General features: G+C 70.9%; 21 protein-coding genes and 1 pseudogene. 9 read left to right on the plus strand and 13 right to left on the minus strand.

Annotation, left to right across the window (positions count from 1 at the left end):
* Nucleotides 1-13 precede the first annotated feature (13 nt).
* Nucleotides 14-1,228, plus strand: a complete 1,215-nt coding sequence (locus ACFYSH_RS07555) for an acetyl-CoA C-acetyltransferase (protein ID WP_359464909.1) — start codon at nucleotides 14-16, stop codon at nucleotides 1,226-1,228.
* Nucleotides 1,229-1,273: 45 nt separating this feature from the next.
* Nucleotides 1,274-3,445, plus strand: coding sequence for a 3-hydroxyacyl-CoA dehydrogenase NAD-binding domain-containing protein (locus ACFYSH_RS07560; protein ID WP_359464911.1), 2,172 nt, complete (start codon nucleotides 1,274-1,276; stop codon nucleotides 3,443-3,445).
* A gap of 22 nt (nucleotides 3,446-3,467) precedes the next feature.
* Here the strand turns inward: ACFYSH_RS07560 and ACFYSH_RS07565 are convergent, their stop codons facing one another.
* Nucleotides 3,468-4,208, minus strand: a complete 741-nt coding sequence (locus ACFYSH_RS07565; protein ID WP_359464913.1) for a MerR family transcriptional regulator — start codon at nucleotides 4,206-4,208, stop codon at nucleotides 3,468-3,470.
* A 299-nt stretch (nucleotides 4,209-4,507) separates the two neighbouring features.
* Here ACFYSH_RS07565 and ACFYSH_RS07570 point away from each other — a divergent pair, with 299 nt between their 5' ends.
* Nucleotides 4,508-6,343, plus strand: a complete 1,836-nt coding sequence (locus ACFYSH_RS07570) for an AMP-dependent synthetase/ligase (protein ID WP_359464917.1) — start codon at nucleotides 4,508-4,510, stop codon at nucleotides 6,341-6,343.
* A 39-nt stretch (nucleotides 6,344-6,382) separates the two neighbouring features.
* Nucleotides 6,383-6,859, plus strand: coding sequence for a macro domain-containing protein (locus ACFYSH_RS07575; RefSeq protein WP_359464919.1), 477 nt, complete (start codon nucleotides 6,383-6,385; stop codon nucleotides 6,857-6,859).
* Nucleotides 6,860-6,880: 21 nt separating this feature from the next.
* Here ACFYSH_RS07575 and ACFYSH_RS07580 read toward each other — a convergent pair whose 3' ends face one another.
* Nucleotides 6,881-8,044 (minus strand): acyl-CoA dehydrogenase family protein, encoded by a 1,164-nt coding sequence (locus ACFYSH_RS07580; RefSeq protein WP_359464921.1) that lies wholly within the window; start codon nucleotides 8,042-8,044, stop codon nucleotides 6,881-6,883.
* A gap of 98 nt (nucleotides 8,045-8,142) precedes the next feature.
* Between ACFYSH_RS07580 and ACFYSH_RS07585 the strand changes: the two genes are divergently transcribed.
* The gene (locus ACFYSH_RS07585) at nucleotides 8,143-8,775 is read left to right on the plus strand and encodes a TetR/AcrR family transcriptional regulator (RefSeq protein WP_359464923.1); all 633 of its coding nucleotides are present in this window, start codon (nucleotides 8,143-8,145) and stop codon (nucleotides 8,773-8,775) included.
* Nucleotides 8,776-8,781: 6 nt separating this feature from the next.
* Here the strand turns inward: ACFYSH_RS07585 and ACFYSH_RS07590 are convergent, their stop codons facing one another.
* Nucleotides 8,782-10,221 carry an aldehyde dehydrogenase family protein gene (locus ACFYSH_RS07590; protein WP_359464925.1) on the minus strand — a complete coding sequence of 480 codons (1,440 nt, stop codon included), beginning with the start codon at nucleotides 10,219-10,221 and terminating at the stop codon, nucleotides 8,782-8,784.
* A complete protein-coding gene (locus ACFYSH_RS07595; RefSeq protein WP_359464927.1) occupies nucleotides 10,218-11,096 on the minus strand; it encodes an oxygenase MpaB family protein in 879 nt (292 codons plus the stop codon). Before ACFYSH_RS07595 ends, ACFYSH_RS07590 begins: the two co-directional genes overlap by 4 nt.
* A gap of 193 nt (nucleotides 11,097-11,289) precedes the next feature.
* On the opposite strand from ACFYSH_RS07595, the gene ACFYSH_RS07600 reads away from it, so the two are divergent.
* Nucleotides 11,290-12,156: an oxygenase MpaB family protein gene (locus tag ACFYSH_RS07600; protein ID WP_359464929.1), complete on the plus strand. Its 867-nt coding sequence runs from the start codon at nucleotides 11,290-11,292 to the stop codon at nucleotides 12,154-12,156.
* Nucleotides 12,157-12,183: 27 nt separating this feature from the next.
* Here ACFYSH_RS07600 and ACFYSH_RS07605 read toward each other — a convergent pair whose 3' ends face one another.
* Nucleotides 12,184-13,233, minus strand: coding sequence for a LacI family DNA-binding transcriptional regulator (locus tag ACFYSH_RS07605; RefSeq protein ID WP_359464931.1), 1,050 nt, complete (start codon nucleotides 13,231-13,233; stop codon nucleotides 12,184-12,186).
* 238 nt (nucleotides 13,234-13,471) lie between these two features.
* On the opposite strand from ACFYSH_RS07605, the gene ACFYSH_RS07610 reads away from it, so the two are divergent.
* Nucleotides 13,472-15,211 carry a BCCT family transporter gene (locus ACFYSH_RS07610; protein ID WP_359464933.1) on the plus strand — a complete coding sequence of 580 codons (1,740 nt, stop codon included), beginning with the start codon at nucleotides 13,472-13,474 and terminating at the stop codon, nucleotides 15,209-15,211.
* 39 nt (nucleotides 15,212-15,250) lie between these two features.
* On the opposite strand, the pseudogene ACFYSH_RS07615 reads toward ACFYSH_RS07610, so the two are convergent.
* Nucleotides 15,251-15,398, minus strand: a pseudogene (locus ACFYSH_RS07615) (amino acid oxidase); the annotation flags it as partial.
* 346 nt (nucleotides 15,399-15,744) lie between these two features.
* On the opposite strand from ACFYSH_RS07615, the gene ACFYSH_RS07620 reads away from it, so the two are divergent.
* Entirely contained in the window at nucleotides 15,745-17,385 is a 1,641-nt protein-coding gene (locus tag ACFYSH_RS07620) for an ABC-F family ATP-binding cassette domain-containing protein (protein ID WP_359464936.1), read from the plus strand.
* A gap of 64 nt (nucleotides 17,386-17,449) precedes the next feature.
* Here the strand turns inward: ACFYSH_RS07620 and ACFYSH_RS07625 are convergent, their stop codons facing one another.
* From ACFYSH_RS07625 to ACFYSH_RS07645, 5 genes are all read right to left on the minus strand, one after another.
* Nucleotides 17,450-18,757, minus strand: a complete 1,308-nt coding sequence (locus tag ACFYSH_RS07625) for a pectate lyase (RefSeq protein ID WP_359464939.1) — start codon at nucleotides 18,755-18,757, stop codon at nucleotides 17,450-17,452.
* Between the two features lie 241 nt (nucleotides 18,758-18,998).
* A complete protein-coding gene (locus ACFYSH_RS07630; RefSeq protein WP_359464942.1) occupies nucleotides 18,999-21,464 on the minus strand; it encodes a Tex family protein in 2,466 nt (821 codons plus the stop codon).
* Between the two features lie 159 nt (nucleotides 21,465-21,623).
* Nucleotides 21,624-21,755, minus strand: coding sequence for an LPFR motif small protein (locus ACFYSH_RS07635; RefSeq protein WP_274383015.1), 132 nt, complete (start codon nucleotides 21,753-21,755; stop codon nucleotides 21,624-21,626).
* 67 nt (nucleotides 21,756-21,822) lie between these two features.
* On the minus strand, nucleotides 21,823-22,686 hold the full coding sequence (locus tag ACFYSH_RS07640) for a hypothetical protein (protein WP_388751350.1): 864 nt from the start codon (nucleotides 22,684-22,686) through the stop codon (nucleotides 21,823-21,825).
* A 268-nt stretch (nucleotides 22,687-22,954) separates the two neighbouring features.
* Nucleotides 22,955-23,755 carry an enoyl-CoA hydratase/isomerase family protein gene (locus ACFYSH_RS07645; protein WP_388751352.1) on the minus strand — a complete coding sequence of 267 codons (801 nt, stop codon included), beginning with the start codon at nucleotides 23,753-23,755 and terminating at the stop codon, nucleotides 22,955-22,957.
* Nucleotides 23,756-24,161: 406 nt separating this feature from the next.
* On the opposite strand from ACFYSH_RS07645, the gene ACFYSH_RS07650 reads away from it, so the two are divergent.
* On the plus strand, nucleotides 24,162-24,617 hold the full coding sequence (locus tag ACFYSH_RS07650; protein ID WP_359464952.1) for an ATP-binding protein: 456 nt from the start codon (nucleotides 24,162-24,164) through the stop codon (nucleotides 24,615-24,617).
* A 20-nt stretch (nucleotides 24,618-24,637) separates the two neighbouring features.
* On the opposite strand, the gene idi is transcribed toward ACFYSH_RS07650, so the two are convergent.
* Complete coding sequence (idi, locus tag ACFYSH_RS07655) at nucleotides 24,638-25,231, minus strand: isopentenyl-diphosphate Delta-isomerase (protein WP_359464954.1); 594 nt, start codon at nucleotides 25,229-25,231, stop codon at nucleotides 24,638-24,640.
* A 153-nt stretch (nucleotides 25,232-25,384) separates the two neighbouring features.
* Nucleotides 25,385-26,626, minus strand: a complete 1,242-nt coding sequence (locus ACFYSH_RS07660; protein WP_388751650.1) for a GNAT family N-acetyltransferase — start codon at nucleotides 26,624-26,626, stop codon at nucleotides 25,385-25,387.
* Nucleotides 26,627-26,851 lie beyond the last annotated feature (225 nt).

The following is a 26,851-nucleotide window of genomic DNA, read 5'->3' on the forward strand; positions in this document are numbered from 1 at the left end:
AAAGGCAGCTGCCTTGAGTACCGAAGCATTCGTCTACGACGCGATCCGCACCCCGCGCGGCCGCGGCAAGGCCAACGGAGCCCTGCACGGAACCAAGCCGATCGACCTCGTCGTCGGCCTCATCCACGAGATCCGCGACCGGTTCCCCGGCCTCGACCCGGCGGCCGTCGACGACATCGTCCTCGGCGTCGTCAGCCCGCTCGGTGACCAGGGCTCCGACATCGCCCGTATCGCCGCGATCGCCGCCGGCCTTCCGGACTCCGTCGCCGGCGTCCAGGAGAACCGCTTCTGTGCCTCCGGTCTGGAGGCCGTCAACCTGGCCGCCGCCAAGGTGCGTTCGGGCTGGGAGGACCTCGTCCTGGCCGGTGGTGTCGAATCGATGTCCAGGGTCCCCATGGGCTCCGACGGCGGGGCATGGGCCATGGACCCGATGACCAGCTTCGAGACCGGTTTCGCCCCGCAGGGCATCGGAGCCGACCTCATCGCCACCATCGAGGGTTTCTCGCGGCGTGACGTCGACGAGTACGCGGCCCTCTCCCAGGAGCGCGCCGCCATCGCCTGGAAGGAGGAGCGCTTCGCCCGCTCGGTCGTCCCGGTCAGGGACCGCAACGGGCTGCTCGTCCTCGACCACGACGAGCACATGCGCCCCGGCACCACCGCGGACTCGCTCGCCTCCCTGAAGCCCTCGTTCGCCACGATCGGTGAGATGGGCGGATTCGACGCCGTGGCGCTCCAGAAGTACCACTGGGTCGAGAAGATCGACCACGTCCACCACGCGGGCAACTCCTCCGGGATCGTCGACGGCGCCGCCCTCGTCGCGATCGGCTCCAAGGAGACCGGCGAGCGCTACGGACTCACCCCGCGCGCCCGGATCGTCTCGGCCGCCGTGTCCGGCTCCGAGCCGACCATCATGCTCACCGGACCCGCCCCCGCCACCCGCAAGGCGCTGGCCAAGGCCGGGCTCACCATCGACGACATCGACCTCGTCGAGATCAACGAGGCCTTCGCCGGAGTCGTCCTGCGCTTCGCCAAGGACATGGGCCTGAGCCTCGACAAGGTCAACGTCAACGGCGGCGCCATCGCACTCGGCCACCCGCTCGGCGCGACCGGCGCGATGATCCTCGGCACGCTCATCGACGAGCTGGAGCGGCAGGACAAGCGCTACGGCCTGGCCACGCTCTGCGTCGGCGGCGGCATGGGCATCGCCACCGTCGTCGAGCGTCTCTGACCGTCCCCCGGCACCCCCGCTTACGGCCTACGGAGAAGACAAGCAATGACCGAGAGCACGACCATCCGCTGGGAACAGGACGAAACCGGCGTCGTCACCCTCGTACTCGACGACCCCGACCAGTCCGCCAACACGATGAACCAGGGATTCAAGGAGTCCATCGCCGCCGTCGCCGAGCGCGCCGAGGCCGAGAAGGACTCCATCCGGGGCATCATCTACACCTCCGCCAAGAAGACCTTCTTCGCGGGCGGCGACCTCAAGGACATGATCAAGATCGGTCCGGACGACGCCCGGGCGGCGTTCGACGCCGGAACCGCCATCAAGAAGTCGTTGCGTACCATCGAGACCCTCGGCAAGCCGGTCGTCGCCGCCATCAACGGCGCCGCGCTCGGCGGCGGCTACGAGATCGCGCTCGCCGCCCACCACCGCATCGCCCTGGACACACCCGGTTCCCGTATCGGCCTGCCCGAGGTCACCCTCGGCCTCCTGCCCGCCGGCGGCGGCGTCACCCGCACCGTACGGCTGATGGGCATCACCGACGCGCTGCTGAAGGTCCTCCTGCAGGGCACCCAGTACACCCCGCGGCGGGCGCTCGACAACGGCCTCGTGCACGAGGTGGCCGCCACCCGGGAGGAGATGCTCGACAAGGCCCGCGCCTTCATCGACTCCCACCCGGAGTCCCAGCAGCCCTGGGACGTCAAGGGGTACCGGATTCCCGGCGGCACCCCATCGAACCCGAAGTTCGCGGCCAACCTGCCGGCCTTCCCCGCCAACCTGAGGAAACAGCTCGCGGGCGCGCCCATGCCCGCCCCCCGCAACATCATGGCGGCGGCCGTCGAGGGGTCACAGGTCGACTTCGAGACCGCGCAGACCATCGAGGCGCGCTACTTCACCGAGCTGGTGACAGGCCAGGTCGCGAAGAACATGATCCAGGCGTTCTTCTTCGACCTCCAGGCCGTCAACTCCGGTGCCAGCCGGCCGGCGGGCATCGAGGAGCGCCAGGTCCGCAGGGTGGCCGTCCTCGGCGCCGGGATGATGGGCGCGGGCATCGCCTACTCCTGCGCCCGCGCCGGCCTCGACGTCGTCCTCAAGGACGTGAGCGCCGAAGCGGCCGCCAGGGGAAAGGCGTACAGCGAGAAGCTCCTCGCCAAGGCGCTTTCCCGGGGCCGCACGACCGAGGCGAAGCGCGACGAACTGCTGGCCCGCATCACCCCGACCGGTGACCCGGCCGACCTCGCGGGCTGCGACGCCGTGATCGAGGCGGTCTTCGAGGACACCGCGCTCAAGCACCAGGTGTTCCAGGAGATCCAGGACATCGTCGACCCCGACGCACTCCTCTGCTCCAACACCTCGACGCTGCCCATCACCGCGCTCGCCGCCGGGGTCACGCGCCCGGCCGACTTCATCGGGCTGCACTTCTTCTCACCCGTGGACAAGATGCCGCTCGTCGAGATCATCAAGGGCGAGAAGACCGGTGACGAGGCCCTGGCACGCGCCTTCGACCTGGTGCGCCGGATCAAGAAGACCCCGATCGTCGTCAACGACTCGCGCGGCTTCTTCACCTCGCGCGTCATCGGCCACTTCATCAACGAGGGCGTCGCGATGGTCGGTGAGGGCGTCGAGCCCGCATCGGTCGAGCAGGCGGCGGCGCAGGCCGGCTACCCGGCCAAGGTGCTCTCCCTCATGGACGAGCTCACGCTCACGCTGCCCCGCAAGATCCGCGTCGAGACCCGGCGCGCCGTCGAGGAGGCGGGCGGCACCTGGGCCACGCACCCCGCGGACGAGGTCGTCGACCGGATGGTCGACGAGTTCGGGCGGCCAGGACGCAGCGGAGGCGCGGGCTTCTACGAGTACGGCGAGGACGGCAGGCGGGGTGCGCTCTGGCCGGGGCTGCGCGAACACTTCACGAAGCCCGGCACCGACATGCCCTTCGAGGACATGAAGGAGCGGATGCTCTTCTCCGAGGCCCTGGACAGCGTCCGGTGCCTGGAGGAGAACGTCCTCATGACCGTCGCCGACGCCAACATCGGTTCCGTCATGGGCATCGGTTTCCCGGCCTGGACCGGCGGCGTACTCCAGTACGTCAACGGGTACGAGGGCGGGCTCCCCGGCTTCGTGGCGCGGGCCCGGCAGCTCGCGGAGCGCTACGGCGACCGTTTCCTGCCGTCGCCGCTGCTGGTGGAGAAGGCGGAGAAGGGCGAGACCTTCCACGACTGACGGCGCTTCCCGCGGGCCGTGTTCACTCCTCGTCGCCCGAGGTGAACGCGGCCCGCAGCTCCTCCTTGAGCGACCGTTGGAAGGCGGTCAGCAGCGCCTGGAGAACCATCGGCTGCATGTGCGCAGACAGCGACTTCATCGCCTTGACGTGTTCCGGGTCCGACTCCCGCTCCCGGTAAGGGGTCCACACCTCGTCCCGGAACAGCCGGGACAGCTCATGGGCTGCCGAGCGGGTGTGCTCCAGCAGCACCGTGCGCGCGGCCAGGATGGTCTCGTGGGCGATGGGCACCTCCAGGAGCTCCACCCCGAGCCGCACCAGGCCCGGGTCCACGAGGAGCGGCCCTCCGGCCTTCCCCGGACGTTCCAGCACCCCCATGGCCGCCAGCCGGTCCACGTCCTGCTCGCTGAGGGCCCTGCCCGCCCGTCGCTCCAGCTCGGCGCGCTCCATCTCCTCGGCCGAGTCCGGCGCCCAGGACGCCACCAGAGCGCGGTGGATCGCCAGATCCTGCGCGCTCAGGTCGGGCGGCAGCTGCTGGAGGTAACGCTCGATGGCGGCCAGCGTCATGCCCTGGTGCTGGAGTTCCTCGATGAGGGCCAGCCGGGAGAGGTGGTCCGGCCCGTAGTGTCCGACGCGGCGGGGCCCGATCACCGGAGGCGGCAGCAGGCCCCTGGTGCTGTAGAAACGCACGGTGCGCACGGTGACTCCCGCACGCGCCGCCAGTTCGTCGACGGTCAGCGTCGGTCCGTCGGTCCCGGTCGCCATGGCTGCTCCTCGTCGCGGACAGGCCCGCCCTGGGCCTGGGTCGATCTGGTGCAACAGTATTGCTGTCGCACCACTGGGGTGAAAGTGCCTCGTGGGTGGGAGTCTCTGGTGCCCGGGGGCAGCCTGAGGCGTTCGTTCGCGCACGTGGACGCCGGTTCCGCCGTGTGAGGCGTTGTACCAATGAGGTGCAACAGTATTGCTGTCTCACTGGTGGTGTGAAAGTCTCCGGCACCATCGAAGCGCGTCATTCCTCCGGTGCGGGCCCCGTGCGGTCCGGCCGACGGCAACAGGAGACGGCCGTGACCACGATCCTGCGAGTTCCCACCGAAACCGACCGGCTCACCCTGCCGGCCCTGTTGGCTCGTAACGCCGAGGACCACGGGGACCTGCCCGCACTCTCCTGGTGGAGCCCCGACGACGACGGATGGACCACCTTGACCTGGCGGGAGGTGCGGCGAGAGGCCGGGGTGCTCGCCGCCGGATACGCCGCCCGAGGCGTCGCACGCGGTCAGCAGGTCCTCATGATGATGGGCAACCGCCCCGAGCACTGGCTCAGTGACCTGGCCCTCACCCATCTCGGCGCGGTGCCGGTCACCGTGTACGGCACCGCCGCCCCCGAACAGATCGCTCACATCGCCCGGCACAGCGGCGCCCGGCTGGCGGTCGTCGAGGGCGCGCAGGAGCGCGAGCGCTGGGAACCCCTCCTCGCCGACGGCGGCGTCCCCCTGGAGGTACTGATCGTCGTGGACCCGGAGGAAGCCGATGGGCGCCCGACGTACGCCTCCCTGTACGCGGCAGGACAGATGGCCTACGACGAAGGGGAGTTCGAAGCGGCCTGGCGGGCATCGGGTGCCGACGACCCGCTCACGGTCGTCTACACCTCGGGAACCACCGGCGACCCGAAGGCCGTGCCGCTCACCCACCGCAGCGTGGTCGTCAACGCGCTGGCCCTGGACCGGGTGGTGGAACTGCCGGACCACGTCGCGCACATCTGCTACCTGCCGTTCGCCCACATCGCCGAGCGGATGCTCGGGATCTACCTGCCGGTCTTCCGTGCCTCGCACGTCCACCTCTGCGCCGAGACGGCGGCCGTCGCCGCGGCCGCCCGCTCCCTGCACCCCGCCCAGTTCTTCGGCGTCCCCCGGGTGTGGGAGAAGCTCGCCGCCTCCGTCAAGGCCGCGCTCTCCGGCCTTCCCGAGGCACAGCGGGCCGCTGTCGAGACGGCCGGGGACACGGCCCGTGCGCACGTGGCCTTCCGCGAGCGGGGCGAACAGCCGCCCGCGGAGCTGGAGACCGCCTACCGCCGCGTCAAGGAGACGGTTCTGGACCCGGTGCTCTCCCTCGCCGGCTTCGACCGACTGGTGTGGACGGCCAGCGCCTCCGCACCCATGCCGCTCGACGTCGTCCGTTTCTGGTCCGGCCTCGGCATCGTCGTGATGGACGCCTGGGGGCTCACCGAGACCGTCGGGGTGTGCACCACCAACAGCCCCTCCGGATTCCGTCTCGGCTCGGTCGGCAGGCCGTTGGACGGGGTGGAGCTGAGGATCGCCGAGGACGGCGAGATCCTGGTCCGTGGCGAGACCGTGTTCCAGGGCTATCTGCGCGCCGACGGCACCGTGGAAGAGGTCCTGGACGAGGACGGCTGGTTCGCGACCGGCGACATCGGGCGCCTGGACGAGGACGGCTTCCTCTGGCTGACCGACCGGAAGAAGGAAATGATCATCACCTCGACCGGGAAGAACGTCTCCCCGGCCCTGGTGGAGAACGCCCTCAAGGAACACCCGTTGATCGGACAGGCGTTCGTCCATGGTGACGGACGCTCCTACCTGGTGGCGCTCCTCGTCCTGGACCCGGAGATGACACCCGCCTGGGCGGCGGCCCGGGGCATCGAGGGCGGCGAGGACATGGCCGCGCTCGCCGCCCACCCCGCCGTGCGCGAGGAGGTGGACCGCGCCGTCGAGGCTGCCAACGCCCGGCTGAACCGCACCGAGCAGGTCAAGCACCACCGGCTGCTGGCCAGGGAATGGGGCCCCGGGACCGGTGAGCTGACGCCCTCACTGAAGTTGCGCCGCCGCGTCGTCCGCGAGCAGTACGAAAAGGTACTGGACGCCCTCTACGAGGAGAGCGCCACCTGACCGGGGCCGGTTGTCGGAGGCGGGCCGTACGGTGAGGGCATGTCGGGGATCACCTACGTACGAGGGGACGCCACCAGCCCCCAGGGCAAGGGCGTCAAACTGATCGTGCACTGCTGCAACGACCTGGGCGGCTGGGGCAAGGGCTTCGTCCTCGCCCTGTCCCGCCGATGGCCCGGTCCCGAAGCCGCCTACCGCCGCTGGCACCGCGAGCGCGCCGGTAACGACTTCGGGCCGGGGGCCGCACAGTTCGTCCGGGTCGAGCCGTACGTCTGGGTGGCGAACGTCGTGGGCCAGCGGGGAACACGCACCGGCAGCAAGGGGGTGCCGGTGCGTTACGAGGCGATCGACGCCGGTCTGGAGAAGGTGGCCGCCAAGGCCGCCGAGCTGGGGGCCTCCGTCCACATGCCGCGGATCGGCTGCGGGCTGGCGGGCGGCACCTGGCCCCGGGTGGAGCCCCTCGTCACCGACCGGCTGGTGAGTCGCGGCATCGCCGTGACGGTGTACGACGTCGGTTGAGTCCCGCCCCGCCAGGGCGCTCTACAGGCCGTAACTCCTGCCTATGATGTCGCGCTGGATCTCACTCGTGCCGCCGTACACCGTCGACACGACCGCCGCCCGCAGATGGCGCTCCATGTCGTACTCGGTCGCGTAGCCGTAGCCGCCCATCATCTGCATGCCCTCCAGCGCCGCGTGCTTCGCCGTCTCGGTCGCCTTCAGCTTGGCCATGGACGCCTCACGGGGGATCCGCTTCCCCGGTTCCGCGTCGCAGGCCGCCGCCACGTCGAAGACCAGCAGTCGCGCGCACTCGATCTCGGTCGCCAGATCGGCCAGCCGGTGCCGAAGGGCCTGGAAGGAGCCGACCGGGCGGCCGAACTGCTCGCGGCCCCGCACATACGCGACGGTGTCCTCCAGGATCCTCTCCGCCAGACCCAGCATGTTCGCCGCGAGGAAGAGCCGCTCCGCGTCGAGGCCGGCCATCAGCTGCGTCCAGGCGTGGTCGGCCGTGCCGACCACGGCGTCGGCCGGCAGCCTGACGTCGGTGAAGAAGACGTCGTTGACCTCACGGCCACCCATCGTCTCGATCGGCCGGATCCCGATGCCCGGTGTGCCGGCCGGGACGTGGAACATGGTCAGCCCTTCATGCTTGGCGCCGCTCGCGTCGGTCCGGGCCACCAGCAGGATGTGCTCGGCCAGGTGAGCGTTGGAGATCCACGTCTTGTGGCCGTTGACCAGCCAGCCGCCGTCCGGTGCGCGTTCGGCCCTGCACCGCAGTGCGCCCACGTCGGATCCGGCCTCCGGCTCCGACATCGCGATGGACAGCACCTGGCCCGCCACCGCACCGCTGATCGCCGTCTTGCACTGGGCCTCGCTGCCGAAACGCTCGTACGCCTTCGCGGTGATCACCGAGGTGATGAACCCGCCGGCCGGCACGAGGCCGCGTGCCGTCTCCCGCAGGAACAGGCACGCGTCGGTCATCCCGCCGCCCGAGCCCCCGTAGGCCTCCGGCAGGCACACACCGAGCCAGCCGAGCTCCGCCAGCCGGGCGTAGAGCGACGGGGCGTGCGGGCCGCCCGCCTCAGCGGCCAGCACGTCGCGCTGCTCACGCGTACCGCACTCGCGTCGGGCGAAGTCGCGCAGAGCCGTGACGAATGCCCGCTGCTCGCAGGAGACCGAACGCGGGAGGGCGGGGGTGGTGGACATGGGAAACCTCCGGACAGGGGAAGTTACAAAGACATGGGCCAGGTAACACTGTTGCGTTCTCGTTATGGTTGAGTGGTGACAACGGACGGGGAGGGCTCATGGCGGCACCAGGTACCGACGAGACACTGCTGGCCAGGGCACTCGGCGAGTCACCACCGTCCGACGCGCTGAGCGAGCAGATCCTGGACGCGGCGCGCGAGCAGTTCATGACCTTCGGGCTGCGCCGCTCGACCGTCGACGACGTGGCCAAGCGCGCCAAGGTCTCGCGGGTCACCGTGTACCGCCGTATCGGCAACAAGGACAGCCTGGTCTCGGCCTGCCTGCTGCGGGAGTACCGCAATTTCGTCGTGGACGTCGACGAGGCGGTGGCCGCCCTGCCGACCATGGAGGACCGGCTCGTCGCCGGCTTCGTCACCGTCCTCAAGCACATCCGGGAACACCCGCTGGTGGGCGGACTGCTGAGGCTGGAACCGGAGACCATGCTGCCCTTCCTCACGCTGGAGAGCGGTCCCGCCTTCCTCGCGATGCGCGGATATCTGGCCGACCGGCTCCGCCGCGCCCAGCGCGCCGAAGGGAGGCCGGAGACGGACCCGACACCGGTCGCCGAGCTGATGGTGCGGATCACCGTCTCCTTCCTCCTCAACCCGGTGAGCTGCTTCGAACTCGACGACGACGAGCAGGTGCGCGCCTTCGCCCGCCGCTGTCTGGTGCCGCTGCTCAGCGTGCGGTGACCACCCTCAGAACCGGGCGTGCAGCTTCCTGCCCAGCTCGACCGCCCGGGCGGCCGTCTCCCGGGGCGTCGCGAACGACGTCAGGTCAGCCACCGGTGCGAACCGCCGCACGGTGACGGAGTGCGGCGCAGCGAAGGCCCGCAGCCCCTCCTCACCGTGGATCCGCCCGAATCCCGACTCGCCCGCACCGCCGAACGGCAACGAGGGGATCGCTGCGAAGCCGAGCACCGTGTTCACCGACACGGCGCCCGAGCCGAGGCGCTCGGCCACGGCGAGCCCTGCCGCCCGGGAGCGGGTGAAGACGGCGGCTCCCAGGGAGTACGCCGACGCGTTGGCCCGGTCCACGGCCTCGTCCATGTCGCGCACCGGGTTCACCACGACGACCGGGCCGAAGGTCTCCTCCTCCACGGCCGGTGAATCCTCCGGCACGTCCGACAGCACCACCGGTCCGGGCACACGTGCTCCCAGGGCATCTGGTCCGCCCAGTCTGGCCGTACCGCCGTCCAGCAACGCCTGCTTCACATGGCGTTCGACCACGCCGAGCTGGGACGGCAGCGTGAGCGGGCCGTACGCCTCTCCGGGCGTCAGCGCCCGCGCCCGGCTCACGATGCGAGCGCACAGGGCCTCGTGCACCGAGGCCACCGCGTACACCCGTTCCACGCCCGCGCAGGTCTGTCCGGCGTTGCCCATCGCACCCCACACGATCGCGTCGGCCGCCGCGTCCAGATCAGCGTCCGCCGCGACCAGTACCGCGTCCTTGCCCCCGCACTCGGCGAGCAGAGGTGTGAGCGTGGCCGCGCAGGCCGCCGCGACCTTGCGGGCGGTGCCGGGCGATCCCGTGAAGGCGATCTTGTCCACCCCGGACGGCCCTTCCGCCCCGGCCAGGGCCGCCCCGGTGGAAGCCGGACCCATGACCGTCCGCAGCAGACCCGCGTGGTCCGGGACGGCTTCCCCGAAGCTCCGGGCCAGCAGGGCCCCGACTCCTGGGGTGAGTTCGGAAGGCTTGAACACCACGGCGTTGCCCGCCGCGAGGGCGTAGCCGATCGATCCCATCGGTGTGTAGAGCGGATAGTTCCACGGCCCGATCACGCCGATCACCCCGAGCGGCCGATAGGCCAGCAGCGCCCGCTGATGGACCGACAGCAGGCCGGAGGAGACCCGCCGCCGGCCCAGCACCCGGCCGGCCTTGCGCGCCGCCCAGTCCAGGTGAACCGCTGTCAGCAGCACTTCGGAGCGGGCGTCGTGCACCGGCTTCCCGGTCTCGTTGGCGATCAGACCGGCGAACTCGTCCGCGCGGCGAGCCAGTTCCCGCTTCCACCGCAGCAGCGACGCGCGCCGTGCCCGCGCCCCGAGCGCGGCCCAGCTGCGGCCGGCGCTCCTGGCCTCTGCCACCGCGGCGCGGACGTCCTCGATGCCGTGCACCGCACCCTCTGTTTCGCTCTTCATGGCTTCTCCATGGGCAGGGGTTCCAGCGGACGGCTCTGCGCCCAGTGGGGCCCGAGGTCGTCGAGCTGGTATCCGAAGGGATAACTGCGCGGCCGGGGACGAGAGGGGAGCCACCGGGGCCGGGCGGGCAGCAGGCGTACGCCGGTCGACCGGGCGCGCACCAGCCCCGCGGCCGCCGCCCGCGCCCACTCCGGCTGCGAGGGGAAGCCCAGCGCCCGCAGCAGCGGCTCGTCCAGCAGGGCGAGCGAGAACCTCGCCACCAGGGGGCGCAGCGGAGCCGGGTACCACGCGGCCATGACCCGGAAGGTGGCGTTGGTGACCCGGCGGTTCGCCGGGTCGTAGGCGAACATCCGGTCCTCGTAGGAGTCGAGCAGCTTCTCGAACCCCTCGTAGCTGTCGGGAGCGCCGTCGATGCCCATCATGGAGGCCATCCGCCGTCCCACTTCCGCCAGCGCCTCCGCCTCCTGCACGCACAGGGGCCGCCACCCGAAACGGTCGATCCAGCGTTTGGGGCCGACGACCGTGGTGGCCAGCACATAGAGGTAGTCCTCGTTCGGAATCCGGTACTTGCCGTGGATCCGGTTGAGATGGCGGGCCGCCGCCCGGGCGCGCTCAGAATCGAAGCCGTCGGCCGCCATCTCGTATCCGAACAGGACGGTGTCGTCATAGCGTTTCTGCCCGTTGCGCTCGAACTCCTGGGTGCGGTCGAGGAGCACGGAGATCCTCGGGACGCCGTAGTCGCGCAGGAAGGCGACGCTGATGCCCTGCCGGTAGTCCCAGGGGAACTCGTACTGCGACATGAGCCGGAGTATCTCCGCGCAGTCCTGGGCGGGGTCCATCCGGCGTATCTCACGTAATCGGCTGTAGCGGCCCATGGTGTGCGCCCTCCCCCGCTCAACACAGCTTCTGTGTGCGGCAGTTGACAGACCCTCTCGCCCTGGAGAGTCAAAGTTACAAATACTATTGACTTGTTTCACGCGGTGCGTCAACACTGCGACGGGATCGCATACTGGAACACACACGGGCCGGCACCGGCCCGGCCGCCCGCCGACTCCGGGGAGTACCCGCATGACCAGCGCAGGAGAGCCCGCACCACCCCCGCCGGGCGGAGTCCTGTGGAGCCTCGCCGGCGACATCCGCGGACTGCTGATGCTGCCCGCCGCCCTCACCCTCCAGGTCGCCCGTCCCGCCGTCGGCGCAGGAGTCGACGAGCACTCCGTCTTCCGCACGGACCCCTGGGGGCGCGGCGAGCGTTCCCTGAGTTCGCTGCAGCTCTGGGTGTACGGGGGAGAGGCCGCCGCGGAGGAGGGGCGCAGACTCAGGAAGCTGCACCGCACGATCCAGGGGACGGACACCCGGGGCCGTCGCTACCACGCGCTCACGCCCGCGAACTACGCGTGGGTGCACGCCACAGGCTTCCCCGTCTACCAGCACGCCGCGCGCTATCTGGTCCGCCCGCTCACCGAGCCGCAGGAACGCGCCCTGTACCGCGAGTGGCTCCAGGTCGGCCGGATCCTGGGCATCCACGACCGGGACATGCCACAGACGATCGAGGAGTTCTGGCCGTACTACCGCGCCATGCTCGCCGACGAGGTGGAGGCCACCGTCGTCGTACGGGAACTGGTCGCCACGGACGCTCCGGTACCGCCACCCGACCGGGGGCCCCTCGCCCTGCGGCTGCTCCTGAAGGTGCTGTGGCCGGTGCTGCTCCCGCCGCTGGCTCGGTTCCGTGGATTCATCACCGTCGGACTGATGCCGCCGGACGCCCGCGAGGCCATCGGGCTCGACTGGACCCCGCAGCAGGAACGGCGCCTGCGGCGTTTCGGTGCCGTGGTCCGCCGGATCGTGCCGCTGCTCCCGGAGCGGCTGCGCTATCTGCCGCTCGCCAGGTCGGCGCGGGCCGAGTGGCGGGCCGGCCGGGGGCGGCCGGGCTGAAGCGTCGTAGGGCCGGCGGGCAGGGGATCAGGCCGAGGCGCGGCGGACCAGTTCGGTCGGTGTGATCACGGACTCGGGCCAGGTTCCCGTGTCGCTGTTCAGTCGTTCCATCAGCAGCCGCACCATCAGCCGCCCCATGCCCTCGACGTCCTGACGGACGGTCGTCAGCGGTGGTACGGCGGCCTCCGCCACCGACGCCATGTCGTCGAATCCGACCACGGCCACGTCCTCCGGCACCCGGACGCCCCGCTCGCGCAGCACCCGCAAGGCGCCCGAGGCCATCAGGTCGTTGGACACGAACACGGCGTCGAGATCGGGGTGGGCGTCCAGCAGGCCCGCCATGGCCCGGGCGCCGCCCTCCGCGGTGAAGTCGCCGTCCGCGACGAGTTCCGGTCCCGAGTCGGGCAGCACGTCGTGGTATCCGCCGATCCGGTCCAGCGCCGAAGTCTGGTCACGGGGCCCGGCGATGTGCGCGATGCGCCGTCGGCCGAGCGAGACCAGATGGCGGACGGCCTCACGGGCACCGCCCCGGTTGTCGCAGTCGACGTACGGCACCTGTGGTGCGTCCTCGCCCCCCGCCGGGTGCTCCGGGCGGCCCCCGTAGACAGTGGGCACCCTGAACCGCCGGATGATCGCGGGCAGTTCGTCGTCCGTGTGCAGCGAGAAGGCGAGCACACCGTCCACATGCCCCCCTGCCAGATAGCGGGTGACCCGGTCGAAGTCCCCGCTGCCTTCCACCAGGAGCAGGACCAGCTGTGCGTCGTGAGCGTTGAGCTCGCGGCTGATACCGCGGATCTGGCGGGAGAAGAAGGGATCGGAGAAGATCCGGAACTCGGGCTCGTCGATGATCACGGCCACCGCGCCGTTGCGTCGGGTGACCAGCGTCCGCGCCGCGTGGTTCGGGATGTAGCCGAGCTCGTCGACCGCCCTGCGCACCTGGTCCACGAGGGGCTGCCGTACGCCCGCACCGCCGTTGACGACGCGGGACGCCGTGGCCCTGGACACCCCGGCACGGGCGGCCACGGCCTCCAGGGTGGGTCGGACGTCGCGCTTCGGATCGGGGGTCGGGACGGACAAGAGTCGCTCCTTGACACGCGCGTTCCGGCTGGGAACGGCGGAACCGGCGGGTTCGGCACGAACGCCGTCAGCCTAACCGCCTGGTCGGCGCGGTCCGACGGATGAGCGCACCATGATTATGGGTGATTGCAGGTCAAAACGGTCAAGCCGGAACAGCTTGTTGATCCGCCGAGATCTACACCACGTGTGGTACTGCCTACGGAGAGCGAAATCCCGCACTGCGTGAAAGGTGCCATCTGTGTCACACGAAGAGCAGGGTCCGGGCGGGCGGGGGGACTATCTCCCGGTCACGGCCGATCTACCCGCCGAACCACATCACGGCCGGCGCCCCACGACCGACCGGGTGGTCTTCGGCGTCACGGCGGTGCTCACCGTCGCCTTCGTGGTCTGGGGCGCCACGGCCACCGACTCGTTGGAAAGCGTCTCCAGCAGTCTGCTCAACGGGCTCATCCACAACGGTGGCTGGGCCTTCATGCTGGCGGCTTCCGGCTTCGTGGTCTTCGCCCTCTGGCTCGCGATCAGCCGTTACGGGAAGATCGCCCTCGGGCAGGAAGGCGAGGAGCCCGAATTCAGGACGGTCTCCTGGGTCGCGATGATGTTCAGCGCCGGCATGGGAATCGGCCTGATGTTCTACGGCGTCAGTGAGCCGCTGGCCCACTTCGTCAATCCGCCGCCCGGCACCCATCCCACGGCCGCTGCCGAGGCGATGCAGACGGCCATGGCCACCACCCTCTTCCACTGGACCCTGCACCCCTGGGCCATCTACGCCGTCGTCGGCCTCGCCATCGCGTACAGCGCCTACCGCCGGCACCGACGGCAGACGATCAGCTCCGTCTTCGTGCCGCTCATCGGGGAGAAGCGCGCCCACGGGCCCCTCGGCCGGATCATCGACATCCTCGCCATCTTCGCGACCCTGTTCGGTTCGGCGGCCTCGCTCGGGCTCGGCGCGCTCCAGATCGGCAGCGGATTCCATGAGCTCAACTGGATGGAGAAGACCGGCACCGGCCTGCTGGTCGCGATCATCGCGGTGCTGACGGTCGCCTTCGTCGTCTCCGCCGTGTCGGGGGTCGAGAAGGGCATCCAGTGGCTGTCCAACATCAACATGGTGCTCGCCCTGATCCTGGTGATCTTCGTCTTCATCGCCGGGCCCACCATCATCGTGCTCGACCTGCTGCCCACCTCCATCGGCGCGTACTTCGGTGACCTCGCCCAGCTCGCCGGGCGCACCGAGGCCACCGGCAAGGGGGAGGTGGCCGACTGGCTGGCCAGCTGGACCGTCTTCTACTGGGCGTGGTGGATCTCGTGGACACCCTTCGTCGGCATGTTCATCGCCAGGATCAGCAGGGGCCGGACGATCCGCCAGTTCGTCGGCGGCGTGATCCTGGTGCCCAGCACGGTCAGTCTGGTCTGGTTCGCCGTCTTCGGCGGGTCCGCGATCCGGCTGGAGGAGGCAGGGGAGCTCAAGGGTGTCGGCGACACCCCGGAGGCGCAGCTCTTCGGGGTGCTCCAGCAGTTCCCGGTCGCCACCCTCATGAGCATCCTGGTGATGGTCCTGGTCGGTATCTTCTTCGTCTCGGGCGCCGACGCCGCATCGATCGTGATGGGCACGCTCTCCCAGAAGGGCGTCCTCGAACCCGCCAAGTGGGTCGTGATCTTCTGGGGCGTCGTCACCGGCGCCGTCGCGGCGGTCATGCTGCTCATCGGCAACGGCCAGGGCGACGCGCTGGCGGGGCTGCAGAATCTGACCATCCTGGTGGCCGCGCCCTTCACCGTCGTCATGATCGGCATGTGCGTGTCCCTGATGAGGGATCTGCGCCACGACCCGATGATCGTCCGCAGGGAGTTCGGCGTGGAGGCCGTCGAATCAGCGGTCATCCAGGGACACGCCAAGTACGACGGGGACTTCGAGATCCGGATCGGCCCAGGGCCCGCGGAGGTCACCTCCGACGAGCGGCACAAGCACGAGCCGCCCGCCTGACCCGTCGCTCGCTCCGCGCCTTCCACGCACCTCGTCCCGGCCCCGGGCCACCGTCACCCCGGCGCCCCCGTGCCCGTAGTCGTGCACGAGCAGTCGGCCACCCGGGCAGTTCCTCCGCCTCGATGCGCACCCCGGCGTCCCGGGCCGGCCGCAGCCCCACCCGGTGTCCGATGGCAGGCGCCCCGGCCGCTGGTCACCCCGCGTCGCAGAATGTCCCGTCATGATGCCGCCGGTATCGCGATCGGGCGACGCGCTCTCGGACACCCGGTCCGGCGTCGGACGGCACCGCCCCCACACGACCGGAGTGATCGTGTGGGGTATCGGACCGTCCAGGCCGGACCAGGTGCACGAGGGCGTGAGGGAACCCGCCCACCCGTAACGGACCACGCCCCTGGAGGCGTGCCACCGAACGGGACGCGAAAGCGGCAACCCAGCGCATCCAACACCGTTCGGGACGCGCCCGGAACACATCAGTGGGTCCAGGACTCACTTATGCACACTGGATAGGAACGGTTGGTTAGGATCGGACCCTGATGACTGCCACTCTCGTCGCCAAGGAACTCGCCGCCGGGCACGGTGACCGCACCCTCTTCGCCGGGCTCGACCTCGTCGTCGCGCCCGGCGACGTGATCGGTCTCGTCGGAGCCAACGGCGCCGGCAAATCCTCGCTGCTCCGTCTCCTCGCCGGGCTCGACCGGCCGGAGGAGGGCGAGCTCCGGCTCTCCCCGCCCACCGCCACCGTCGGGCACCTCCCGCAGGAGCCCGAGCGCCGGGCGGGCGAGTCCGTACGGGAGTTCCTCGCCCGCCGCACCGGGGTAGCCGAGGCCCAGGCCGCGATGGACGCCGCGACCCAGGCACTGGTCGACGGGGCGCCGGGCGCCGACGACGCCTACTCCGACACCCTGGAGCGCTGGCTGGCCCTCGGCGGGGCCGACCTGGACGAGCGGGCCGAGGAGGTGGCCGCCGACCTGGGCCTCACCATCGGCCTCGACCTGCCGATGACCGCGCTCTCCGGCGGCCAGGCGGCCCGCGCCGGTCTCGCCTCGCTCCTGCTGTCGCGTTACGACGTCTTCCTGCTCGACGAACCCACCAACGACCTGGACCTCGACGGTCTGGAGCGCCTGGAGGGCTTCGTGTCGGGACTGCGCGCCGGCACCGTCGTCGTCAGCCACGACCGCGAGTTCCTGATGCGCACCGTCACCAAGGTCCTCGAGCTCGATCTCGCCCAGCAGGAGATCAACCTCTACGGCGGCGGCTACGCCTCTTACCTGGAGGAGCGCGAACGCGCCCGCGCACACGCCCGCGAGGAGTTCGAGGAGTACGCCGACAAGCGTTCCGCGCTCGAGGGCCGTGCCCAGATGCAGCGGGGCTGGATGGACAAGGGCGTCAAGAACGCCCGCCGCAAGGCCACCGACAACGACAAGATCGGCCGCAAGTTCCGCAGCGAGGCCAGCGAGAAGCAGGCCGCCAAGGCCAGACAGACCCAGCGCATGATCGAGCGCCTCGACGTCGTGGAGGAGCCCCGCAAGGAGTGGGAGCTCCGCATGGAGATCGCTTCCGCGCCGCGCTCCGGATCGGTCGTCGCCACCCTCCGCGACGCCGCCGTCGTCCGCGGGGACTTCTCCTTCGGGCCGGCGACTCTACAGATCGACTGGGCCGACCGGGTCGCCATCACCGGGGCCAACGGGGCGGGCAAGTCCACGCTGCTGGCCGCCCTCCTCGGCCGTCTCCCCCTCGACGCGGGCCACGTCTCGCTGGGCTCGGGCGTGGTGGTGGGCGAGGTCGACCAGGCCCGCAAGCTGTTCCACGGCACGGAGAGTCTGCTGGACGCCTTCTGCGCCGCCGTTCCCGACACCGAGCCGGCCGAGGTGCGCACCCTGCTCGCCAAGTTCGGCCTGCGCGCCGACCACGTGCTGCGCCCCGCCATGACCCTCTCCCCGGGCGAACGCACCCGGGCGGGTCTCGCGCTCCTGCAGGGCAGGGGAGTCAACCTGCTGGTGCTGGACGAGCCGACGAACCACCTGGACCTGCCGGCGATCGAACAGCTGGAGTCGGCGCTGGACGCGTACACCGGGACACTGCTGCTGGTCACCCATGACCGGCGGATGCTCGACGCGGTGCACACGACCCGCCGCGTCGAGGTCGCCGACGGCAAGGTCACCGAGGCCGGGTGACGCGAGGCCCCGCTCCTTCCGTCCCGTCGCACGGGAGGAGCGGGGCCGGTCAGCCAGGGTCGCGTCAGTCGACGTACCTGATGTCGGACGAGGAGTAGACGCAGTTGGTGCCGTCCGCGCCCGAGCCGATCTCGCTCGGCTCGCCGCTCGTCGTGCCCCTGTACTTGGTGCAGATCTTCATGTCACGGTCGCCGTCCTCGTAGATCGTGACACCCGAGATCCGGGCAGTGTCGCCGTAATTGGTGTTGATGCCGACGAGGCTCGTGCCGGGGGCCGTCGCCCAGATGTTCTGGAGCTGGATGTGCCGGGCGTTCTGCGTGGAGCAGTTGCCGCAGGAACGGACGAGCTTGCCGAAGTCGTCGACCTGGAAGTTCTTCACGACCAGGGTGCCGACGCCGTTGTGCTGGAACACCTTGTCCTCCGCCAGCTTCGCACCGCCGCCGTCGATCGTGCGGACCGTCGAGGAGGAGCCGCCGCGGAAGGTCGCGGCGTCCTCGCCCACGTCCTCCCACCAGACGTTCCTGAGCGTGCAGGTACCCGCGCAGTGCACACCGTCGGCGGCCGGGGCCCCGAGGATGACGTTCTGCAGGGTGGCGCCGTCCGCCAGCTTGAGCATCGGGGGCTGGTCCTCGTCCTGACCGCCGCTGCCCAGGTCACCGCTGCCGTAGAGGCGCTTCATGCCCCCGTCGTACGTGCCCGAGACCTCGATCGTGGAAGACACCGCCTGGCTGCCGTTCGCCGTCGGCCAGGACGGCCGGTCGGTGGGCGGGTCCGTCGGGTCCGGCGGGTCGGTCGGGTCCGGCGGGTCCGTGGGGACCGAGCCCGACGCCGTGAAGGTCCAGCTCTTGCTCGTCACCGAGTCGCAGGAATTCTGCTGGACCAGGGCGCCCGACGCCGTCGAGCTGTCCTTCACGTTGAGGCACTTGCCGCCGTTGCTGTTGACGACCCGGTAGGTGTTGCCGCTGACCGCCGTCAGTGTCCAGAGCTGGGTCGCCGCTCCGCTGCAGTCCTGCTGCTCCACCGCCTTGCCCGCACTGGTGGAGGCTCCCCGTACCCCGGCGCACTTGGCGCTGTGGGAGGCCGTCAGCGTGTGGCCACTGCCCGAGGCCGCGAGCTTCCAGGTCTGGTCGGCGCCGCCGTCGCACGTGCTCTGGCTGAGCTGCACGCCGGCAGACGTGCCGGAGCCGGGCACCTCCAGACACAGCCCGCTCGCGGCGTTCGCCACTCTGTACGAGCCTGCGGCCGGGGCCGCTGCTGCCGTGCCGGTCGCGAACAGCGCGGTGAGGCCCGCGACGAGGAGTGACACGACGGCGACCAGTACGGCGGCCGCCCGGCCGCCGCGTCTCCTGACCTGCTGATTCCCTGTATTCACTAGGCGTCCCTTTCACCGCCTGCGGTGTCCTCCGCAGGCACCTGTCGGTGGGTGGTGCGGTGGTGAAGACCATCCCCGGTTCCACACCAGCAATTTGCATGATGAACCGAGTTCGTGTACATGAATCGCCGTGACCGTACGTCACGTGCAGGGCGCGGTCAATACAACGGGACGAACGATCAGATACAGCGACGGGCGGGCAGGAGAAGCCTCCTGCCCGCCCGTCCGCCATGGTCCGGGATCAGCGCTTGCGGCCGCCCGAGTCGGAACCGCTCAGCCCGGCACGCCGCAACGCGTCCGCCATCGCGCTGTTGGCCGGCGCGGCCGCCGGACGCGCGCCACCCTGGGCGCCGCCCCCGCGCCGGTCACGGCCCTGGCCGCTGGCCTGACGGGCCCCCTGGCCACCGCCCTGCCCCTGACGTTGCCCCTGGCCCTGGCCCTGTCGCTGACGTGGCGGGCGCTCTCCGCCGCCACCCTGCCCCTGCCCGCTCTTCTCGCGCCCGGGCCCCTGCCCGCCGCCCTGGGCCGCCCCGACCTCGTCGTCCAGACGCAGCGACAGCGAGACCCGCTTGCGCGGGATGTCGACGTCCATGACCTTCACCTTCACGATGTCGCCAGGCTTCACGACATCCCTCGGTTCCTTGACGAACGTCCGCGACATCGCCGACACATGGACGAGACCGTCCTGGTGGACGCCGACGTCCACGAACGCGCCGAACGCCGCCACGTTCGTGACGACGCCCTCGAGCACCATCCCGGGGGCCAGGTCACCGAGCTTCTCGACACCCTCCTTGAACGTGGCCGTCCGGAAGGCCGGACGCGGGTCGCGGCCCGGCTTCTCCAGCTCCCTCAGGATGTCCGTCACCGTCGGCAGACCGAACTTCTCGTTCACGAAGTCATCAGGCCGAAGCGAGCGCAGGACGTCCGTGTTGCCGACCAGCGAGGCGACGTCGCCGCCCGTCCGCTTCACCATCGTCCGCACCACGGGGTAGGCCTCGGGATGCACGCTCGACGCGTCCAGGGGGTCGTCGCCACCCCGGATCCGGAGAAAGCCCGCGCACTGCTCGTACGCCTTGGGGCCCAGCCGCGCCACGTCCTTCAGCGCACGGCGGGAGCGGAACGGGCCGTTCGCGTCCCGGTGGGCCACGATGTTCTCGGCCAGCCCGGATCCGATGCCGGACACCCGTGAGAGCAGCGGCGCCGACGCGGTGTTGACGTCGACCCCGACGCCGTTGACACAGTCCTCGACGACCGCGTCCAGGGAGCGTGACAGCTTCACCTCGGACAGGTCGTGCTGGTACTGGCCGACGCCGATCGACTTCGGGTCGATCTTCACCAGCTCGGCCAGCGGGTCCTGCAGCCGACGCGCGATCGAGACCGCGCCGCGCAACGACACGTCCATGTCCGGGAGTTCCTGCGAGGCGAAGGCCGAAGCGGAGTACACGGAGGCGCCCGCCTCCGAGACCATCACCTTGGTGAGCTTCAGCTCCGGGTGCCTGTCGCACAGTTCACCCGCGAGCTTGTCGGTCTCGCGGGAGGCCGTACCGTTGCCGATCGCGATCAGATCGACCTGGTGCTCCTTGGCGAGACGCTCCAGCGTGGTCAGTGCCTGGTCCCACTTGTTCGCCGGCACATGCGGATGGATGACGTCCGTCGCGACGACCTTGCCCGTCGCGTCCACGACGGCGACCTTCACCCCCGTCCGGAAACCCGGGTCGAGCCCCAGAGTCGCCCGGGTACCGGCCGGCGCGGCGAGCAGCAGATCGCGCAGGTTCGAGGCGAAGACGCGTACGGCCTCGTCCTCCGCCGCGGTACGCAGCCGGAGCCGCAGGTCGATCCCGAGATGCACGAGGATCCGGGTCCGCCAGGCCCAGCGGACCGTGTCACCCAGCCATTTGTCCCCGGGGCGGCCCCGGTCCGCCACGCCGAACCGGCGGGCGATCATGTTCTCGTACGATGAGGGGCCCGGCTGCTGCGACGGCTCCTCCGGCTCCAGGACCAGATCGAGCACGTCCTCCTTCTCACCCCGGAGCATCGCGAGAATCCGGTGCGAGGGCAGCGCGGTGAACGGCTCGGAGAAGTCGAAGTAGTCGGCGAACTTCGCGCCCGCCTCCTCCTTGCCGTCCCGTACCTTCGCGACGGCCCTGCCGCGCGACCACATGCGTTCGCGCAGTTCACCGGTCAGATCGGCATCCTCCGAGAAGCGCTCGGTCAGGATCGCCCGGGCACCTTCCAGCGCCGCCGCGGGGTCCGCCACACCCTTCTCGGTGTCGACGAACGCCGCGGCCGCCGCGAGCGGCTCCACGGACGGGTCGCCGAGCAGCCCGTCGGCCAGGGGCTCCAGGCCCGCCTCGCGCGCGATCTGCGCCTTCGTCCGGCGCTTCGGCTTGAAAGGGAGGTAGATGTCCTCCAGCCGCGCCTTGGTGTCGGCCGCCCGGATCCGCGCCTCCAGGGCGGTGTCGAGCTTGCCCTGTTCCCGTACGGAATCGAGGACCGCCGAGCGGCGGTCCTCGAGTTCCCGCAGATATCGCAGCCGCTCCTCGAGCGTGCGCAGTTGCGCATCGTCGAGCATCTCGGTCGCTTCCTTGCGGTAGCGCGCGATGAACGGCACGGTCGACCCGCCGTCGAGCAAGTCGACGGCCGCCTTCACCTGACGCTCACGTACGCCGAGCTCCTCGGCGATCCTGCCTTCGATGGACGTCGTCACGGTTTTCCCGACTCGCCTTCTCGTACTGGCTGTGCTGGCTGTGCCACTGGGGTGGTCCACACCCGGGTGGTCCCCTTCGCCTGCATTGTGCCGGGTGGCCGGGGGCCGTGTCGCGTGACCTGGTCGATCACGGCCCCGACATCCTCTCCAACGGTGCGGTCAGGCGCGCCGGGTCCTGCCGCTGCGCGATGCGCCACCGAAAAGTCCTGCCAGGAGCCGGAAGGGCAGAGTCACCACGGTGGCCACGGCCGATCCGACGGTGCTCAGAGCGTTTGCGATCGCACGGAACATGGTGTGCCTCCTTCGTAGGGTGTGACTACCGCCTGGCCGGTTCCACCCGTCGTAAACGTGTCCGGGCTCAGCCCTTGCCGACCAGATCGTCGGGGAACGCCCCGGCGGAGGCCGCAGCGAACAGGAATCCGCGACCCAGCTCGGTGAGCCGCTCCACACCGGCTGCGCCCAGGTGCTCGTACGGTGCGGCGTCCATGCGGTCCGTCGCCTCCTCCAGCTCCGCCCTGAGTGCCGTGCCCGCGTCGGTCAGCTCGCCCGCCGTGTCCAGCACACCGCGGCCACGCAGGCGCTCCACCGCCGAGTCCCAGTCCGCGCGCCGCCAGCCACGGGTGGCGAGGATCCAGCGCGGCGCCATGCCCTTGCCGGTGGCGGTATGGCTGACCAGAGCCTCGAGCGGATCGAGGCCGGCCGTCAGCAGCGCGGCCAGGTGCCCGTCCCCGCGGTGCTCACGCAGCAGTGTCGCCGCGTGCCAGTACGCCAGGTGCGGCTCGTCCGGCACGTCCAGGTCCGCGTGCGCGGCGTACAGCGGGCGGGCGTGGCGGGTGCAGGCCTCGGCGGCGCGCAGGGCCAGCCCGGCCGCCTCCGCCATCTCAGGGGAGGCGAGGGCCTCCTCGCCGAGCACCCGGCGGAGCGTCGAGTCGGCGGCCCGCAGGCGGGCGTCGAGCGCCGCCTGCGGGGTGATCTCCGACCAGACGGCGGGCAGATGGCGGACCACCAGCCCGTGGTTGAAGTTGTAGAAGGTGGCGGTGACCGTACCCGCCCCGGCCGCGCCGAGAGCCGCGCCGCGCGCGGCGAAGTAGACCCGGCTCTCGTCGTCGATGCCGAGCTCCCCGAACTCCTTGCCGAGGTCGGGGGAGAAGTAGACACAGGAATGCAGCGGGTTGAGCGCGTTGTGGCAGCGGCGTCCGGCACGCGGGGGAAGAGTACTCATGCCCGCACGTTACCGACTGGTTGGTACGTGGGGTAGTCCCGGGGCGGCAGCCCTCGGGCGATGCGCCCCGTACCGTCGTCGGAGCCCTCGGGACGGCGCCCGCGCAACACCGGCGCCGATTCCGCACCCAGCCCGTCATCCCATGAGACCTTCCGCGAAAGGACCGTCCGCGCGGACCGCCGTCGTCCCGCCCCGGCCGCCCTACGACGCGGGGCACCGGAGAAGGCCTCGGCGGCCCTGGCCGGGAAGTGGCGGGCCGAGAGCCGGTTCATCCCGACGCAGGCGCGACAGGGCCCGGTTCCGTCGTGTAGCCGAAGCACGGAGTGCGGCGCTCCAGGAAGGCGGTGACCCCCTCGGCGGTGTCGCCACTGCCGCCTGCCTGTCCCGCCCAGTAGGCGTCCCGGTCCTCGCGGCCGTCGGCGAACTCCTTCGCCGCGGCCTGGGTCAGCTGCGAACGGGACGCCAGGATCCGTGTGAACGCGTGCACCCGCTCATCGAGCCCGCCCTCCGGTAGGACCTCGTCCACCAGCCCGGTGCGCAGCGCCCGTTCCGTGCCGATCAGCTCCCCGGAGAACAGCAGGAACTTCGCGGCGGCCGGCCCGACCAGCGCGACCAGTCGGCGCGTCGAGGACGAGGGGTAGACGATCCCGAGCTTGGCCGGGGTGATGCCGAAGGAAGCACCCTCCTCGGCGAACCGCAGATCGCAGGCGGCCGCGAGCTGGCTGCCGCCGCCCACGCAGTAGCCGCGTACGGCGGCCAGCGTCGGCCGGGGGAACGCCGCCAGGGCCTCCTCGGCCCGGACGGCGAGCGCCTGCGGCCTCCCTCCGGGGTTCTGGAGGGAGGCGATGTCCGCGCCTGCGCAGAAGGTGTCACCCGCGCCGGTGAGCACGAGGACGCGTACGCCGGGATCGGCCGCCAGCTTCTCCAGCAGTACGGGCAGCGCCTGCCACATGTCGGCGGTCATCGCATTGCGCTTGGCGGGGTTGCTGATGACGACGGTGGCGACGCCCTCCACGACCGCGTGCTCCAGCCCGGGTTCCGTCCTGGCCGCCTGCTCCCTGAGGTCCATGCGGCGGATGCTATCCGCACGGCGCGAACCTATGACCAAGAAGGGGCCATGAAGCATGCACGCACCGTGAGGAGCTGTCGACGGCCTGGCCCACGACCGGGGGGCAGGTAACTCTGCAGGAGCTTCGGCGGGCTCGCCCTGCTCGGCGTCCTGCTGGTGCTGGTCGACGGACTCGGGCTGATCGCGATCGGCGTGGGCGGGCGACGGGTCGTCAGCCTGCTGACGGACCAGATGACGCCCGAAGAAGGTGAGAAGCAGTCCAATCACCTGACGCCGTCATACTCACCCGGTCATATCACGTCCGGACGTGACCACTTGTGGTCAGTGCCGCGATCCGGACCACACTCTTCCCGACACTCATTACCCGATGGCCAGTGGCATGCGAGTCGAGAGCGGGTGGCGGTCCATGGAGAGCCGTGGGAGAGTTCCGGCCGATCCCGTGTCGTACGAGGGGGTGTGGCGCTTCACCGCCCCCGCCGTCGACGTCTCGGTGCCGCAGGCACGGCACGCCGTGCGTGACCTGCTCGAGCGTCAGGGCGTACCCCTCGAGGACGACATCCTCCAAGGGCTGCTGCTGATCGTGTCGGAGCTGGTCACCAACGCGGTCCGGCACGCGGCGCTGCTCTCCCCCGAGCTGGCGGTCGAGGTGGCCGTCGGGGCGGAGTGGATCAGGGTCGCCGTCGAGGACAACCATCCCTACCGCCCGACGGCGCTGGTCACCGACTACGCGCAGACCGGCGGCCGGGGGCTGCTCCTGGTGCGGGAGATCACCACGGAGGCAGGCGGCACCTGCGACGTCGAGCACACTGCGGGCGGCGGAAAGATCATCTGGGCGGCGCTGCCCCTGAAGACGCAGCTCTGACCGCCCCTGCGCGGCGGCCTTCACCAGCCCGCGGACGACCCCGTCAGCTCCCTGATCGCGGGCCGCGCGGCATCCAGCACGGTCATGAACCACGCCGAGAACGGCGCGGCGGCGTGCCGCTCCGCGAGCTCGCCCGCGGTCACGAACGCCGTCTCGCCGACCTCCTCCTCGTCCGGCCGCAGGCGCTCCTGCACCATGCCGACGAACAAGTGGTTGAATTCCTGCTCCACCAGGCCCGAAGCCGGATCGGGGTGGTTGTAACGGACCGTGCCCGCCGCGGCGAGCAGTGAGGGCGAGACCCCCAGCTCCTCGTACGTCCGCCGGGCGGCCGCCGCGAACGGAGCCTCTCCCGGGTAGGGGTGCCCGCAGCAGGTGTTCGACCACACGCCGGGGGAGTGGTACTTGCCGAGCGCGCGGCGCTGCAGCAGCAGCCGCCCCTGCTCGTCGAAGAGGAAGACGGAGAACGCCCGGTGCAGCTGGCCCGGAGCCTGGTGAGCGGCGAGCTTCTCCGCGGTGCCGATGGTGGTGCCGTTCTCGTCGACCAGTTCGAGCATGATCGCGTCTGCTGTGCCGTTCGACGAGCTGTGCGCCGCGGTGGCTGGTGTGGTCGGCATACCCATCCTTCGCTTTGGTACCCGGCCTCGTGCGCCGGACCCCTCGAGTGCGGTCAAGTCTGCCGTACAAAAGCCGCTTGTCCGCACTGCGGGTGCTGGCATGTCCCTCCCGCACCGCCCCGGAGGGCGGGGCGGTGCGGAGGGGGCACCCCGTCAGACCCCGAAGGCCGCCGGGTAGTGGATCACTCCCTCGGGCACCGGCACGGAATCATCGAGGACCAGCGCCATCATCGCCTCGTCGGGCACCCCGAAGCCCGGCCTGATCCCGAACCGCGACGCCGGCTCGAAACCGAAGACCGGGTAGTACTCCGGGTGTCCGAGCACCAGGACGAGTGGTTCCCCGCGCAGCCGTGCGGCGTCCAGCACCGCCCGGACCACAGCCTTCCCGGCGCCCGCGCGCTGGTGGTCCGGCGCGGTGGACACCGGGGCCAGCGCGAGCGCCGGGACGTCCCCGACCCGGCACCGCGTCAGCAGGGCGTGGGCCGCGACGGAGCCGTCCGGGGCCTCGGCCACGTACGACAGGCCGGGCAGCCACGCGCCGGGGTCCGTGCGCAGCGTGTCGACCAGATCTGCCTCGGCCCGGGTCGGGAAGGCGGCCGACACCACCCCGTGCACCGCGTCGTGGTCGGCGGCCGTCTCGGGGCGGGCCGGCCAGCGGGGATCGAAGGGGCGCAGCACATAGCCGGCGTAGCCGTACTCCGACCCGTGGCGGCGGCGCACCTCCAGCTCCTCGCGGGTGGCGGCCAGCGCCTCCGGCATGCCGGGGGCCGACGGATCCGCCGCGGAGACCCGGTCCGTCAGCGGGACGTAGTACTCGTCCCAGTCGCTGTCGGGCTGGAGCATGACGCCGAGGACGTGGCAGCCCGCCTCCACGGCCGCGGCGGTGTTCTCCGCGACGGGCCGCAGCGAGGCCTGCGGGTCCCAGAAGGCGCGTGCCCCGGCAGACGGGGAGCCGGTGGTCCAGACGCATTCGGTGATCACCATCGTGCCGCCGGGGGCGAGCAGCCGCCGCCAGTCCCGCAGCGCGGTGTCGAACCCGATGACGTACACGGAACCCTCGGCCCAGACCAGGTCGTAGGACCCGTCGGCGAAGCCGGGCCCGACGAGATCGGCCATGTCCGCCCGGACGGTACGGATCCGGTCACCGAGCCCGCGCGCCTCGGCGGCCTCGGTGAGCTCGTCGAGGAAGGGCTGGTGCAGATCGACGGCCGTGACCTGCGCGCCCGCCTCGGCGGCGAGCAGGAGGGCCGCCCTGCCCGGGCCGCAGCCCAGGTCCAGGACGCGCGGGCGGTCCGGCAGCGAGCCCGCCATGGCGAGCAGCCGTCGCGTCGTGGCGTCGGAGCCGGGGCTCTGCCGGGGCAGCCGGTGGTGCAGTTCGAAGAAAGCGTGGAACATGTGGTCGGTCAAGGCAGGAAACCCTTTGTGACAGGGCCCCGGCCGACGCCGCGTGCGGAATGCCGAGCGGTCAGCCGGTGACCCGGGAGATGAGGATGGACTGTTCGCTGCGCAGGGCAGCCGCCGTCGCGACAGTCATCGAACTCAACGCCTTCACTCGTCACCGGTCTCCGGTCCCGGAGACATCGACGCAGACCCTAGCAGCGGACGCCCCCGGGCGCCCGC

Origin of the sequence: Streptomyces sp. NPDC005791 (genome assembly GCF_042871485.1) — a bacterium.
In the GTDB taxonomy this organism is placed as follows: domain Bacteria; phylum Actinomycetota; class Actinomycetes; order Streptomycetales; family Streptomycetaceae; genus Streptomyces.